Origin of the sequence: Sphingomonas rhamnosi (assembly GCF_036663615.1) — a bacterium.
Lineage (GTDB): Bacteria > Pseudomonadota > Alphaproteobacteria > Sphingomonadales > Sphingomonadaceae > Sphingomonas.
Genome location: NZ_JAXOJJ010000002.1, coordinates 278582 through 293449 on the forward strand (window position 1 = coordinate 278582; position 14868 = coordinate 293449).

Annotated in this window: 12 protein-coding genes and 1 pseudogene; 2 read left to right on the forward strand and 11 right to left on the reverse strand. The window is 65.4% G+C overall.

The window, feature by feature from the left end:
• Nucleotides 1-122: 122 nt before the first annotated feature.
• The 8 genes and pseudogenes from dnaE to U1701_RS06365 all read right to left on the reverse strand — a co-directional run bounded on the left by dnaE (nucleotide 123) and on the right by U1701_RS06365 (nucleotide 9743).
• Nucleotides 123-3602, reverse strand: a complete 3480-nt coding sequence (gene dnaE, locus U1701_RS06330) for a DNA polymerase III subunit alpha (RefSeq protein ID WP_332781697.1) — start codon at nucleotides 3600-3602, stop codon at nucleotides 123-125.
• Nucleotides 3603-3734: 132 nt separating this feature from the next.
• Nucleotides 3735-4214: pseudogene (locus U1701_RS06335) on the reverse strand (glutathione peroxidase).
• The gene (locus U1701_RS06340; protein WP_332781698.1) at nucleotides 4211-4813 is read right to left on the reverse strand and encodes a GNAT family N-acetyltransferase; all 603 of its coding nucleotides are present in this window, start codon (nucleotides 4811-4813) and stop codon (nucleotides 4211-4213) included. The pseudogene U1701_RS06335 and the gene U1701_RS06340 overlap by 4 nt, the downstream one beginning before the upstream one ends.
• Before the next feature lie 45 nt (nucleotides 4814-4858).
• Nucleotides 4859-5200: a hypothetical protein gene (locus U1701_RS06345; protein ID WP_332781699.1), complete on the reverse strand. Its 342-nt coding sequence runs from the start codon at nucleotides 5198-5200 to the stop codon at nucleotides 4859-4861.
• A 69-nt stretch (nucleotides 5201-5269) separates the two neighbouring features.
• Nucleotides 5270-5989, reverse strand: coding sequence for an ABC transporter ATP-binding protein (locus U1701_RS06350; RefSeq protein WP_332781700.1), 720 nt, complete (start codon nucleotides 5987-5989; stop codon nucleotides 5270-5272).
• On the reverse strand, nucleotides 5982-7232 hold the full coding sequence (locus tag U1701_RS06355) for a lipoprotein-releasing ABC transporter permease subunit (RefSeq protein WP_332781701.1): 1251 nt from the start codon (nucleotides 7230-7232) through the stop codon (nucleotides 5982-5984). The genes U1701_RS06350 and U1701_RS06355 overlap by 8 nt, the downstream gene beginning before the upstream one ends.
• A 496-nt stretch (nucleotides 7233-7728) precedes the next feature.
• A complete protein-coding gene (locus U1701_RS06360; RefSeq protein ID WP_332781702.1) occupies nucleotides 7729-9216 on the reverse strand; it encodes a DUF4403 family protein in 1488 nt (495 codons plus the stop codon).
• Nucleotides 9217-9248: 32 nt separating this feature from the next.
• Nucleotides 9249-9743 carry an SH3 domain-containing protein gene (locus U1701_RS06365; protein ID WP_332781703.1) on the reverse strand — a complete coding sequence of 165 codons (495 nt, stop codon included), beginning with the start codon at nucleotides 9741-9743 and terminating at the stop codon, nucleotides 9249-9251.
• An 87-nt stretch (nucleotides 9744-9830) separates the two neighbouring features.
• Between U1701_RS06365 and U1701_RS06370 the strand changes: the two genes are divergently transcribed.
• Nucleotides 9831-10829 carry a 2-hydroxyacid dehydrogenase gene (locus U1701_RS06370; RefSeq protein WP_332781704.1) on the forward strand — a complete coding sequence of 333 codons (999 nt, stop codon included), beginning with the start codon at nucleotides 9831-9833 and terminating at the stop codon, nucleotides 10827-10829.
• A 48-nt stretch (nucleotides 10830-10877) separates the two neighbouring features.
• Here U1701_RS06370 and U1701_RS06375 read toward each other — a convergent pair whose 3' ends face one another.
• From U1701_RS06375 to U1701_RS06385, 3 genes are all read right to left on the reverse strand, one after another.
• Entirely contained in the window at nucleotides 10878-11135 is a 258-nt protein-coding gene (locus U1701_RS06375) for a hypothetical protein (protein ID WP_332781705.1), read from the reverse strand.
• A 247-nt stretch (nucleotides 11136-11382) separates the two neighbouring features.
• Complete coding sequence (locus U1701_RS06380; RefSeq protein WP_332781706.1) at nucleotides 11383-12786, reverse strand: NAD(P)H-dependent flavin oxidoreductase; 1404 nt, start codon at nucleotides 12784-12786, stop codon at nucleotides 11383-11385.
• A 68-nt stretch (nucleotides 12787-12854) separates the two neighbouring features.
• A complete protein-coding gene (locus tag U1701_RS06385; protein ID WP_332781707.1) occupies nucleotides 12855-13991 on the reverse strand; it encodes a glycosyltransferase in 1137 nt (378 codons plus the stop codon).
• Nucleotides 13992-14324: 333 nt separating this feature from the next.
• On the opposite strand from U1701_RS06385, the gene U1701_RS06390 reads away from it, so the two are divergent.
• Nucleotides 14325-14852 carry a hypothetical protein gene (locus U1701_RS06390; RefSeq protein WP_332781708.1) on the forward strand — a complete coding sequence of 176 codons (528 nt, stop codon included), beginning with the start codon at nucleotides 14325-14327 and terminating at the stop codon, nucleotides 14850-14852.
• Nucleotides 14853-14868 lie beyond the last annotated feature (16 nt).

Here is a 14868-nt window from a genome sequence, read left to right on the forward strand (position 1 = left end):
CGACGGTCGCGTGCCCCTCGTTATCCCGGCGAAGGCTGGGATCTAAGTGGGGCAAGCTCTGTGGCCCGCACCGGAAATGCCGCCCTGCACGGGCATGATGCAGGGGGAGACACCGGCCCGTCCTAGCCGACCAGCGCGAGCCGCATCTCCGACGTTTTCAGCTCGATCCCCGTAACGCCCGGCACGGTCTCGATATGTCCGGCGAGCTCCCCGTCGAGCAGGAAGTCGCGCCCCAGCAGGATCGTGATGTCGCCCGCCTTGACCCGCACCTCGCCCCGCGCGCCGCGATGCGCGGACAGCAGCTGCGACAGCGCGGCAAACGCGGACGGGTGGTCGATCGTCACCACCGCCTGGAACCGCGCGGTCGCGGCCAGGCTTTCGAACGGCTGAATGCGCTTGACGGACACGCGCGGCGTGTCTTCGCCCGGCTTGCGGTCGAGCTCGACGGTGATCAGCCCGCAGCCGCCGATCTTCGCGGCTTCTTCGAGATCGGCGGCGACCGCATCGTCGAAGCAGGTCGCCTGGAACTGACCACTCGCATCCGACAGCTGCGCCATCATGTAACGCTTGCCGCGTGCCGAGGTCCGCCAGCGCGCATCCTCGACCAGCACCGCCATCGTCGCGCCGGCCCGGCTGCCGTCGTCGGGAATGTTGAGCTCGCTCAGCATCGTATAGGCGCGCGCGCCGTGGCTGTTGGCGATGTGGCGGTGGCGGTCGACCGGATGCGACGAGAAATAGAAACCGAACGCCTCCTTCTCCTGCTCCATCCGCTGGCTGAGCGTCCAGCGCACCCCGGCCGGCAGCTTGATCGCGTCGCCCGCGGGCTCGGCGTCGCCGAAGAGGCCACCCTGCCCGCTGGTCTTCGCGTCGTGCGTCCGTGCGGCGATCGCAAGGATCGTCTCGGCGGTCGCGTGGATCCCAGCGCGGTTGTCCTCGATGCCGTCGAACGCGCCCGCCGCCGCCAGCGTTTCCAGCTGCCGCTTGTTGAGCAACCGCGGATCGACGCGCTTGGCCAGCGCATCGAGCGACCCGAACGGGCCGTTCGCGACCCGCTCGACGATCAGCTTCTCCATCGCGCCCTCGCCGACGCTCTTCAGCGCCCCGAGCGCAAAGCGCACCGCAAGGCCCTCACCCGCGGCCTCGACATCGAACTCCGCCTGGCTGGCATTGATGCACGGCGGCAGCACCGCGACGCCCATCCGGCGCATGTCGTCGACGAAGATCGCCAGCTTGTCGGTCTGGTGCAGATCATAGCACATCGACGCGGCGTAAAATTCCTCCGGGTGATGCGCCTTCAGCCACGCGGTCTGGTACGCCAGCAGCGCATAGGCCGCGGCGTGGCTCTTGTTGAAGCCGTAGCCGGCGAACTTGTCGATCAGGTCGAACAGCGCATTGGCTTCCTGCGCCTTGATCCCGTTGACCTTCAGGCAGCCCTCGACGAACCCCGCCCGCTGCGCGTCCATCTCGGCCTTCACCTTCTTGCCCATCGCGCGGCGCAGCAGATCGGCGCCGCCGAGCGAGAAGCCCGCCAGCACCTGCGCGGCCTGCATCACCTGTTCCTGGTAGACAAAGATGCCGTACGTCTCGGACAGGATCGGTTCGAGTAATTTGTGAGGATAGACAATGTCTTCGGTGCCGTTCTTACGACGACCAAACGACGGGATATTGTCCATCGGGCCCGGACGGTACAGCGAGACGAGTGCGATGATGTCACCGAAATTGCTCGGCCGCACCGCCGACAGCGTCCGCCGCATGCCTTCGGATTCGAGCTGGAACACGCCGACGGTGTCGCCCTTCTGAAGCAGCGCATAGACGCCGGCATCGTCCCATTCGAGCGCATCGAGATCGACGATCACGCCGCGCTTGGCGAGCAATTGCACGCCCTTTTGCAGCACCGACAGCGTCTTGAGCCCGAGGAAATCGAACTTCACCAGCCCCGCGCCCTCGACATATTTCATGTCGAACTGCGTCACGGGCATGTCGGACCGCGGATCGCGGTACAGCGGCACCAGCTCGCTCAGCGGCCGGTCGCCGATCACCACGCCGGCCGCGTGAGTCGACGAGTGGCGCGGTAGGCCCTCCAGCTTCATCGCCAGGTCCATCAGCCGGCGCACGCCGTTGTCGTTGGCATATTCGCGCGCGAGATCCGTCACGCCGTTCAGCGCGCGCTCCAGCGTCCACGGATCGGTCGGATGGTTGGGGATCAGCTTTGCGAGCCGGTCGACCTGGCCATAGCTCATCTGCAGCACACGGCCTGTGTCCTTGAGCACGGCGCGGGCCTTCAGCTTCCCGAAGGTGATGATCTGCGCGACCTGGTCGCGGCCATATTTTTCCTGGACGTAGCGAATGACCTCGCCGCGTCGCGTTTCGCAGAAGTCGATATCGAAATCGGGCATCGACACGCGTTCCGGGTTGAGGAAGCGCTCGAACAGCAGCCCCAGCTTCATCGGATCGAGATCGGTGATCGTCAGCGCCCAGGCGACGACCGAGCCGGCGCCCGAACCACGGCCCGGGCCGACCGGAATGTCGTGGTCCTTCGCCCATTTGATGAAGTCCGCGACGATCAAAAAATAGCCCGGGAAGCCCATCTGGATGATCACGTCGAGTTCGAAATCGATCCGGTCGCGGTACGGCTTACGCCAGTCGCCCTCCTGCTCGCCGTGCAGCTCAGTGATTCGGGCGAGGCGGCGCTCGAGCCCAGCATGCGCGTCGTCGCGCAGCATCTGCGCCTCGCCCGCCAGATCGCCCGCGAGCGTCGGCAGGATCGGCTTCCGGGACGGCGCCATTACCGCGCACCGCTGCGCGACGACCAACGTGTTGGCGATCGCCTCGGGCAGGTCGGCAAAATCCGCGTTCATTACCGAGGCTGGTTTCATCCACGCCTCGGGCGAGCTGCGGATCCGATCCTCACTCTCGACATAGGTCGAATGCGCGATGCAGAGCATGACGTCGTGCGCATCGCCGAACGCGCTTTCGGCGAAGCAGCAAGGGTTGGTCGCGACCAGCGGCAGGTTGCGGTCATAGGCGAGGTCGATCAGCGACTCCTCCGCCGCCATCTCGATCGCATCACCGCGCCGGCAGAGCTCGATATAGAGCCGGTCGCCGAACAGCGCCTCCAACCGGTCGACATAAGTCGCCGCCGCCCCCGGCTGGCTTTCGGCGTAGAGCCGCGCGACCGCCCCCTCGCCGCCCGCTGTCAGCGCGATTAGCCCCTCGGTCCGCCCCTCGAGCGCGGCAAAGTCGACATGCGCAGGCATCTCGATCGGACGGTCGAGATGCGCCATCGACACCAGCGCGCACAGATTGTCGTAGCCGGTCTCGTTCTGCGCATAGAGTGCAAGCCAGTCGAACGGCGCCGCGACGCCCTCGGGTATATCGGGACGGCAGACGCCGAGCATCGTGCCGATAATCGGCTGCACGCCGTCCTTCTTGGCGGCGTCGGAGAATGCCATCGCGGCGTAGAGCCCGTTGCGATCGGTCAGCGCAGCGGCGGGAAAGCCGAGCTTGCGCGCCTGTGCGGCGATCGCCTTGGGCTCGATCGCGCCGTCGAGCATGGTGTAGCAGGAGAAGTTACGAAGGGGCACGAAGCCGGAATGAGCCATCGCGCCACCCTACGCTCCAAGCCGGGATTCGGCTAGCGGTGTGGGGCGCGCTTCTCGACGAACCGTTCGTGCGCGGAGTCGGCCTCCCCCCCCCCCGGGGGCATCCCGACCAAAGTCAGGATGACGGTGCGATCACAGCAGCCCTTCGATATCCTTGCGGATGTCCTCGGGCTTGGTCGTCGGCGCGTAGCGATCCACAACCTGGCCGTCGCGATCGACCAGGAATTTGGTGAAATTCCACTTGATCCCCTTCGATCCCAGCAGCCCCGGCGCCTCCGCCTTCAACGCCTCGAACAGCGGCGACGCGTCCTTACCGTTCACGTCGACCTTGGCGAACACCGGAAACGTGACGTCATAGGTCAGCGAGCAGAAGTTCGCGATCTCCGCGGCGTCGCCGGGCTCCTGCGCCCCGAACTGGTTGCACGGGAAGGCCAGAACCTCGAACCCGCGCGCTGCATAGTCGCGGTACAAGGCCTCCAGCCCCTAATATTGCGGGGTGAAGCCGCATTTCGACGCGGTGTTGACGATCAGCAGCACTTTGCCCCGATAGGGCGCGAGCGAGGTCTCCGATCCGTCGGCGGCCTTGACGGTAAAATCGGCGATCGCGGTCATAGACGGTCCTCATGTCGTGCCAGCAGGAACGCCAGATTCTGACGCACGCCCGGCCATTCATGCGCGAGGATGCTGTAGACGACGGTGTCGCGCAAGCGCCCACCCGCCATCACCTGATGCCCGCGCAGTACCCCGTCACGCCTGGCGCCGAGCCGCTCGATCGCCGCCTGCGACCGGAGGTTGAGCGAATCGGTGCGGATTTGCACGCACTGACAGTCGAGCGCTTCGAACGCATGGGTCAGCAGCAACAGCTTCGCCTCGGTATTCACGCCCGTGCGCTGTACCGCCTTGGCGTAGAAGGTCCCGCCGATCTCGAGCCGGCGATGCGCTGGCGCCATCCGCATGAACCGCGTCGTGCCGACGACGGTCCCGCCAGCGTCCAGCACCGCGAACAGCCGCGCGCGCCCGAAATCCTGCTCGCGCATCGCTGCCGCCAGCCACTGGTCAGGCGCCTTCAGCAACGCCACGTTCGGGTAAAACGTATCCCAGAGATCACCCGCCGCGGCCGCGACGACCAGCGCGTCGAGGTCCGTCGCCATCAGCGGCCGCAACGTGACGTGCCGGCCGGCAACCGTCGGTGTATCGTTCCATAGGCTCATCGGGCCGGGGTACCGGGACGACCTGTCACCGGCAAGCGGGCAGGATCAGACGTCGCGCCTCTCGCGCTTCGTCGCCCCGACGACTTCGATGCCCTTAGTGCCGCGAAGATACGAGATGTCGAGGACCGCATGGTACGGCGCGACCATGGGCAGTCCGATGCCGGCCTGCGTCGCGACGACCTCGATCTCCCAATATTCGGGTTGCCTCACATAGATCAGCGGCGTCAGCTGCACCGTCATCGTCACCCAGGGCTTCTCTCCGCTGACGATCAGAAAATAGGTGCCGGGGATGATGCCGGGGGATATTTCGATCGATTCGAAGTCGATCACTCGGGAAGACCGTGGTGCCGGCAGCTTCTCCATCACATCCAGATCATGCTGTTCCATGAAAACGACTCCGCCAAGAGAAGAACAGGATTTGCAAAGACTAGTCGAGTCGACCTGACAATCAATCAATTATTGCAATACACCTTCGTGGAGTCTCAGCACACGGTCCATCCGCGCCGCAAGACGCTCATTGTGTGTCGCGACCAACGCGGCGGTGCCCTGTTCGCGCACAAGCCGGATGAATTCGGCGAAGACGATGTCGGCGGTATGCTCGTCGAGATTGCCGGTCGGCTCGTCGGCCAGCACCAGCGCGGGTTCATTGGCGAGCGCACGCGCGACCGCGACGCGCTGCTGTTCGCCGCCGGATAACTGGCTCGGACGGTGAGTCAGCCGGTGACCCAGTCCCAGTTGCGTCAGCAATTCGGCGGCCCGCGCGTCCGCCTTTGCCCGCGAGGCGCCGTGGACGAGCTGCGGCAACACGACATTCTCGGTCGCGTTGAAATCGGGGAGCAAATGGTGAAACTGATAGACGAAGCCGAGTTCGTCGCGTCGCACGATCGTGCGATCATGCGCGTTGAGCCTGGCCGCCTCGACTCCGGCGATCCGGATCGAGCCCTCGAACCCGCCTTCGAGCAATCCGACCGCCTGCAACAGCGTCGACTTGCCGGACCCCGACGGGCCGAGCAGCGCGACGATCTCGCCCGGGGCGATCGCCAGATCGATGCCACGCAGCACCGCGATCGTCTCGCCGCCCTGCGTGAAGCTGCGCGTCAGCCCCGTGGTCTGAAGGACGGGTTCGGGGCCGGCGGGGACCGCGGCACCGAACGCTAAGCCGCGGGTATCATTCATAACGCAGCACCTGCACGGGGTCGGTACTCGCCGCCTTCCACGCCGGATACAGCGTGGCGAGGAAGCTGAAGACGAGCGCCATCAACGCGATCACGACGATCTCGACCGGGTCTGGCTTCGACGGCAATTCGGTGAGGTAGCGGATCGAGGGATCCCACAGATTCTGCCCCGTCACGAACTGCACGAAGTTCACCACCGCCTGCCGGTAGAACAGGAACACAAAGCCCAGGCCTAGTCCGGCCACCGTGCCGAGCGCGCCGATCGTTGTGCCCACCACCATGAAGATCCGCATCAGCCCGCCGCGGTTCGCGCCCATCGTCCGCAGGATGGCGATGTCGCGCGTCTTCGCGCGGACCAGCATGATCAACGACGACAAGATGTTGAACACCGCGACCAGGATGATGATCGACAGCACGGTGAACATCGCCACCCGCTCGACCGCCAGCGCCTCGAACAATTGCGCGTTCATCGTCCGCCAGTCGGCGATCACCGCGCGTCCTGCGACCTTGTCGCCGAGCGGCGCTAGGATCTGGCCAACCTTGTCGGCATCGACCGTCTCTAGCTCGACCATGCCGACCGAATCGCCGAGCAGCAGGAACGTCTGCGCATCCTCGATTGGCATCAGCACATAGGCCTTGTCGTAATCATAGACGCCGATCTCGAAGATCGCGCCGACCGTATAGGTGACGATCCGCGGCACTGTACCGAACGGCGTCGCCTGCCCCTGAGGGCTGATCACCGAGATTTCCGATCCGACCTGCGCGCCCAGCGAATCGGCCAGCCCCGATCCGATCGCGACGCGCCCGCTCCCTTTCGTGATGCTAGACATCGACCCCATCACGATCTTCATGCCGTTCTGCGCGGTGCTGCGGATGTCGGGCACGCGCATGCCGCGCAGCAGGATGAACTCGGACCGTCCGTTATAGCTTGCGAACAGCGGCTGCTCGATCAACGGCACCGCGTTGGTGACGCCGGGCGTCGCCTTGGCCTGGGCGACGATCTCGCGCCAGTCGGGCAGCCGACCGCCGACACCCTGCACCACCGCATGGCCGTTCAGCCCGACGATTTTGTCGAACAGCTCGGCGCGAAAGCCGTTCATCACGCTCATCACGATGACGAGCGCGGCGACGCCCAGCATCACCGCGACCAGGCTGATCGAGGCGACGAGGAAGATGAACGCCTCACCCTTGCCCGGCAGCAGATAGCGCCGGGCAATCATCCGTTCATAGCGTGACAGGATCATGGGTGGTTCGATCTGGAAGGGAACTCAAGCGCAGGCTCTACGGCGCACGCCGCCGCGAGGCAACTGCGGCGCCGCTGTGGCGGAATCATCACAGGGTGCGCTCAATCGTGTCGCGCTTGCGGCAAACACCGTGACAAAGATCACTGTACTAACTAGCGAAACTCTTGCTGACACACAGGCAACGGCCGTGGTTCGGGGACTGCTTTTACGCCGCGTCGCAAGACGAAGGGCGAGAGCGCAAAAATGGGGGCTGACGAGCGATCGTCACGCAGGCGCCCGGGTCGGAAACGGCCCGGGCGTTTGCTTGTGCGCTGCACAAAATGCTCAGTTCCCACATGACCGAACCAGAACAAGGCGTCGGCGAGAGCCGGGAGCTTCCGACTTTCGGCTCCCAGCCGACAAGTGTGAACTTACGTTGCCGAACATGAACCGCGGGTTACCTCGTCGTCGATTGTTTCACCCGCCGGGAACGGCCAATTCCGGCCGACCTGCAGCGTTACGGTCGTGCCGGCGCGAAGCGAATGTTGGCGGTGCCCTCAGCCCGCACGGGCAGGAACAGTCCGCGGCCGGTGACCGCGATCGGCCCGTTGAACACGCGGTCGACATCCGCCGACAGCACGAAATCGCCCTCCCGGTGATTGGCGATCGCTCCGCGCGCGGCGTGCAGGACCTTGCGATACTCACCCGCGAAATCGTGCGTCAGCGCGCCGCGGATACTGTCCTGCACGCCCGAATCGTCGAACAACGCGAACAACAGGTTGACGGCGTGACTGTCGGTCTCGCCCGCGATCCGGACGTCGCGTGCCTGAACGACTTGCGACCCGGGATCGTTGTACGGCACCGCGGACAACCAGATTTGACCATGCGTGGGACCCACGACGCCGTTGCGCGGCTTGACCGTCGCCTTCACCCCGACCGCCAGATGCCCCGCCTCGGTCGCGTAGATCGTGACCTTGCCGAACGTCGCATCGACCGGCCCGACGCCGGTCAGCGAGATGCCTTTCGCCGCGAGCTTGCGCAGGGTGCGTTGCACCACGGGTTCGAGCTGCCGAAAATCGGCCAGTACCGGAATGTAGAACCGCAGTCCCCGGGGTCCGATCGCTCTGGCCAAGAGCGGCAGCGGTGTCGGAACGGGATCCGCGGGCCGATCTCCAACGAACGTTTCGGTCAACGCCTCCGCCGCCAGCATCAATTCGATCCGCCCGCCGCCGATCCGGTAGCCGCCGAACCCTAGCCGTCGCGGCGAAACCCGCATCCAGGCAGGCGGCCGATCGCGGTTGAGCTGGATCGTCGCGAACCCCTTGCGCCACACCGCCGCCAACTGTTCGCGCGTGCGCAGTTTGGCCAGCTCCTTGGGCAGATCGCGCTCGAGTCCGGCGATGACACCTTTTAGCTTGGCGTCCGCCTTGTCGGCGAAGCGAATCCGCTGGCCGAGAAAGTCGATCCCCGGTTCTTCGGTCCAGTCATAGGCGATGTCGACCTTGGCGATCGGCGACCAGTTGCGATCGACCGACAGTTTGGCGGTCGCGCGGACGATCGCCGCGCCGGTGGCGGTCTCCCGACCGATGATCCCGCCGACGTCGCGCGCGCTGATCGTCGCGCGGATCGGGAGGCGAATCGTCAGTACGTCGCCGCTACCGCCTAGTTCGATGGGGCCGCGCGTGACCTCGCCAACGATCCGGCAGCCGAGCGTCGGCGTCACCTTCACCGTGCGCCCGAGCACGCGCACCTGTTTGCCGGGCACGCAACGCGGTTCCGCCTTGTCGATCTGCCACAGCCGGCTCGGCGTCCGCGCATTGAGCTGCGCCGCCAGCAGCGACAGCGGCGACGACACCGGCACCACGATCGTCGAGCTCTGCATCGGCAGTCGCGCTGGCGTTTCGATCCGCGGCGGCGCCGGATTGCCGGTCTTGCGATTGCATCCGCCAAGCGCGGATACGAGTATCAGCGCGATGACGGGCGCGGTCCGACGCTGCAGACGCACGGATCGTGCACGAGCGATCCGCGCACCGGGGTTCACGGCAGCGTTTCGCCTGCTTCGACGCCCCACAGCGCCCCAATCGGCACGAACCCCGCCTGCCCCTTCACGTCGAGCCGGCACCAGCCATTGCCACACGCGCTGAGCCGTCCGACGACACCCGGCGCGGCACGCCACAACAGCTTGCCCGCCATGGTCGGCTGATCGCGCAGTTCGGCGGGTTCGGCGCCGCGCACGATCGCGGTGCGCGTGTTGCGCAGCAGATTGGCCTGCATCCAGCCTTCGGTGCCGTCGGGATCGGCGATCTTGCGCCACTCCTTGAACACCCCGACGACGCGGACCGGCAGGTCGGCACGCTGGTACAGCCAACTCGCCGGATAGGTTCGCGCGGGGCCGGTGCGCATCCGCGCGCGTCCCGCACCGATCGAGGCAAAATAGGGCGGCTTGCGCTTGTCATCGGCCGCGTCGGCGGGTTCGCTCGCGACCGCGACGATCGCAAGGGCCCCCAGTGCGTAAGCTGAAATGCGCGTCATCATGTCCTGTTGCCCCGAGCCTCCTCTACATACCCTCTACCGCCATGGATTGTTGACGCAACCGCGACGCTTCGCCAAGCCTTCCGCATGTCCGATACCCGCCGCTGCCCGAACCCGAAGGTCGTCGTCACGCGCGAACTCGCCGACGCGGTGTTGCAGCGTATGGCTGCGCTGTTCGACACCACCATCACGCGCGGCGAAAGCGCGATGACGCGCGATCAGCTCGCAGCGGCGGTGGCGGACTGCGACGTGCTGGTCCCTACCGTCACCGACGACATCGACGCCGCACTGATCGCAGGCGCCGGACCCAGGCTGAAGCTGATCGCCAATTACGGTGCGGGCGTGAACCATATCGATCTGAAGGCGGCGCGTGCGCGCGGCATCCTCGTCACCAACACGCCGGGCGTACTGACCGACGACACTGCCGATATGACGATGGCGCTGATCCTCTCGGTCCCGCGTCGCCTAGCAGAGGGCGAGAAACTGGTCCGCTCGGGGGAATGGAAGGGGTGGAGCCCCGGCGGGATGCTCGGCCACCGCATCGGCGGCAAGTCGCTCGGCATCGTCGGCATGGGGCGGATCGGTCAGGCCGTGGCGCTGAGGGCGCGCGCGTTCGGGCTGACGATCCATTATCACAACCGACACCGCTTGCCCGCGAGCCGCGAGGCCGAGCTTGGCGCAACCTGGCACGCGACGCTCGACGACATGCTCGCGGGGATCGACATCCTGACGATCCACACCCCGCTGAATGCCGACAGCCGGGACATGCTCGACGCGCGGCGGATCGCGTTGCTGCGGCCGCATGTCTATCTGATCAACGCCTCGCGCGGCGGGATCGTCGACGAGGATGCGCTGGTGGCCGCCCTAGAAGCGGGCCAGCTCGCCGGTGCGGGTCTCGATGTCTGGCGCCACGAACCGCGGATCGACCCGCGGCTGCTCGCGCTCCCCAACGTCGTGATGTTGCCGCACATGGGATCGGCGACGTTCGAAGGCCGCATCGCCACCGGCGACAAGGTCATCCAGAATATCCGGATGTGGGCCGACGGCCACCGCCCGCCCGATCAGGTGCTGGAGGGTTGGGCGTAACCGGACTCGTTACTCGGACCCAGCGTTTCCGTCAGGTCCGAAACCAGCCTAGCGCCCGCGGATCGCGCTGGTCCGTGTCACCGGCCCGGTCATCACCTTCGATCCGAACGCCTTGACGATAGCGGCGGCTTCGGTCGCGTTGGTCAGGACGACGCGCGTACCACCCGACGGGAGGGTCTCGATCGCGCTGATCACCACCTTGTGCTTCTTGCACACCGCGACGACTTGCGCCTCGGCAGCGCGCACATTGATCGCACGCGAAATCTGGACGGGTGCGACGGCATCTTCGTTGGCTTTGAGAGTCACTGGGCAGCGCTCGCAAACACGAGAACATAGGCATTGGTCATGGAAGCATCCCGATGGGAGCGGGAGCGAATAGCGTCTCTCAGTCGCGAGCCGGCTCGTACAGAAGCGCGCGATGACGGTTCTATGGTCCAAAAGCGCAAAATTTGCAACCGCCGCGACTACTCCCACCGCTTCAGGGTCCGCCGAACGGCATCGAACCGCGCCTCTGCGGGGGCACTTCGATACCGCTCGGCGCGAACGGGACCGCTCAGTCGCCCGTCAGGATCCGGTCCATCAGCTGTCCGACGGTCGGCACGAAGCCGTTGGAATAGAACGGATCTTTCTTGAAGTTATAGGCGGCATGTCCCGCGAACATCAGGTTCTGGTCAATATCGCCGCCATGCGCGATATCCTGCAGCGTCTTCTGGATGCAGAAGCTGCGCGGGTCGGCCAGCCGGCCGGTCGAGTTGGTCTCGGTATCCGCCCAGCTCGAGAACGAGCATTGCGACAGACAGCCCATGCAGTCGGATTGGTCCTTGCGGATCATGTCCTTCTCGGTCGGGTTGACGAACACCAGGGTGTTGTCGGGTGTCTTCAACGCGACCGTAAAGCCCTCGCCGAACCACCCGCGCGCGCGCAGCAGGTCGTTGCGGGTCACCCAGAAATTCTTGCCCTTCACGCCGACGTCGAGCTGGAAGACATGGTCGCCCGCCTCCTGCGTCGAGAACGCGATCTGACGCTCGGACCGCCCCTCGAGCATCCGCAGGAACGGGTTGCGCACCGCGCTCGAATAGAAACCGGTCGGCGAGAATTTGTGCAACAGCACGTCGCCGGGCTCGATCGTGGTCAGCGCATCCTTCCACTGCGTCGGGATCGGGCTTTCGCGCGTCAGCAACGGGCGTGTGCCGAACTGGAACGCGATCGTCCCCAGCTCGGGATTGTCGATCCAGTCGTTCCAGTCGCGCAGATACCAGACGCCACCCGCCATGATGATCGGCACGTCGTCGGAAATCCCGCCTTCGCGCATCACGTCGCGCAATTCCTTCACGCGGGGATACGGATCTTGCGGCTTGAGCGGATCCTCGGCGTTGGACAGGCCGTTATGCCCGCCCGCCAGCCACGGATCCTCGTACACCACGGCGGCGAGCCACTCCGCCGCTTTCGAATAGGCGCGCTTCCACAGCGCCCGGAACGCGCGGCCCGACGAGATGATCGGCAGATAATGGACGCCGTAGGACGCCGCGATCTCGGACAGCTTGTACGGCATGCCCGCGCCGCAGGTCACGCCGGCGACCTTGCCGCGCGTGCGATCGAGTACGCCGTGCAGGATCCGCTGCGCGCCGCCCATTTCCCACAGCACGTTGATGTTGATCGCGCCCTTGCCGCCGGCGATCTCGTACGCGCGCTCGACCTGCTGCACGGCACCCTCGATCGCGTACTGGACGAGCTCTTCGTGGCGGTCGCGACGCGTGAGCGCGCTATAGACCTGCGGGATGATCTTGCCGGCGGGGTCGTAGCTGTCCGCGTTGACCGCCGACACGGTGCCGATTCCCCCGGCCGCCGCCCAGGCACCGGCCGACGCATGGTTGGTCGCCGCAACACCCTTGCCGCCTTCCACCAAAGGCCAGACTTCCCGGCCATTATAAACGATCGGCTTCAGGCCCTTGAACACGACAATACCTCTCCCGGAAAAATACGGCCTCCTATAACGCAAGGATGCAACGCGCGAGCAAATACATCCTACGTTAACGCACCGTGCCGTCCGATCGCCCCTTCGTACAGCGTGCGGTAGCGGTCGATCATCACGCCCTCGTCGAACGCGGCGCGCGCTTTCGCCTGGTTCGCCGCCCCGACCGAGGCGCGGAGCGCAGGATCGGACACCAGGGCCTGCAACGCGTCGCGCAACAGCACCTCGTTCGCATGGTTGGTGATGAACGGCGCATTCTCGGGCGCGACCATCTTGGCGACGTCACCGACCGGATAGCTCGCGATCGGAAGGCCCGCGGCCATCGCCTCGACCACCGAGATCGGAAACTGCTCGCTGCGCGACGACAGCGCGAGAATGTCGAAATGGCCGATATAGCGATAGGGCCGGTCGAGGAATCCGGGCAGCACCAGCGTGTCGCGCAACCCCATCGCCGCCGCCGCCTGGACGATGTTCGCGCGTTCGGGCCCTTCGCCGACGATCACCAGTTTCACGCGGCCGGAGACGCCACCGACCGCGCGCACCAGGGCGGTCAGATCCTTGACGTCGCGAAGCCCCGCCAGCGCGCCGATGACGACCTGCTTGGCGTTGGGCACGAAGCCCGGGATAGCCTTGGGCTTGGGCTTCTGCGCGTAATAGGCCGTGCCGATGCCGTTGACGATCCGGTGGACGCGCGCACGCGGCTGTTTCCAGGTCTTGAGCGCAATGTCCTCGAGCACCTCGGACGGCACCGCCAGCGCATGCGCCGCACCCAGCGCCAACCGCCGGTAGAGGTTGCGTTCGATCTTCAGCCCGCCCGCCTCGTCGGCGTTGAACCCGTCTTCGTGATGCACCAGCGGCGGCGCCCCCTTCGCGAATGCGCGCCGCGCCATCACCCCGTCGATCGCACCCCAATTGTAGGTCAGCACCAGATCGAACCGCCGCATATACTGCGCGATCGCCTCGTAGCGCGCGACCGACGGCCGCCCGGTCAGCGGCGGCGGGGACTGCGCGATCTCATAGGCGATGCCCTTGGCGATCGAATCCCGCGCGTCGAGCGCGTCGGGCACGCCGGACACGATGGTATGCCGCGCCCGATCCCCGAACGCATTCATCAACCGAACCGCCCGCGCCTCCTTGCCGCCCAGGCTGAACGAGGAATGGAGATGCAGGATTTTCACGGGTGCGGGCATGACGGCCGCGATGCCAAGTTTCGCGGGGGCGTTCAAGGCGCAAGCCCTCCGGGGGGACGGTCCCGCGCGGCACATGCGAGTCGCGGCTCCGATTCGGTGGTGGAAGTTGAGGACCGTCACGCTACGTACCGCCTCGGTTGCCCTTTCCCGGCGCCGCTCGGCGCGATGCGCGGGCGGGCAAGACGGGCAAGCGCCCATGCCGCGTTCGTGCCAAGCAGGCGCATGTAGGACAGTGAGATCTTCGTGCGTCGGGGACGCGTCTTCACCCCGGCCAAGGCAGGGAGTTTGCTATCGCCCAATTGCGGACATCACGAGATCGGTTATCCTACTCCGATGAGACATCGTACGGCGCTTTTGGGAACCATCGCCGTCGCGCTGTCGATAGCAGATGGCTTTTGGGTATATGACCGCTTTTACCGCCTGAACGCATCTATCACCTATGTCGGTGCGGACTCTCTTGAATTGACCGTTCCAGCGTCACTCCAAGCAGCTACATTTCGGAACGGAAAGTGGGATTCAAATCCATCAACGAAACTTGATTTACCGTTTTATGACCCGCCGCGTGGGCAGAAAAGATTGAAGATGTCCTTTGTGAGTCTTGCGCCACAGGCAACCTACAGTCACGCATTATCTGTTTTTCACGATCTTAAAGCGCGTCAAATCTGTCACGTCGTAGTTCGCGAGAGTGGTAAGCCAACCCCTATCCAGATCGATTTCGGAAAGGGCCAAGAAGATGGCTTGGATCTTCCGGCCATAGTGCTTTGTGGAAGCGGCTACGGGGACTCGGGGTTCATAGGTCAGTTGCCGCCAGATCGGTTAATACATGTCGATCCTGATCATGAAGCGGCGAACGGCAGCTAACTACCAGATCGCGACA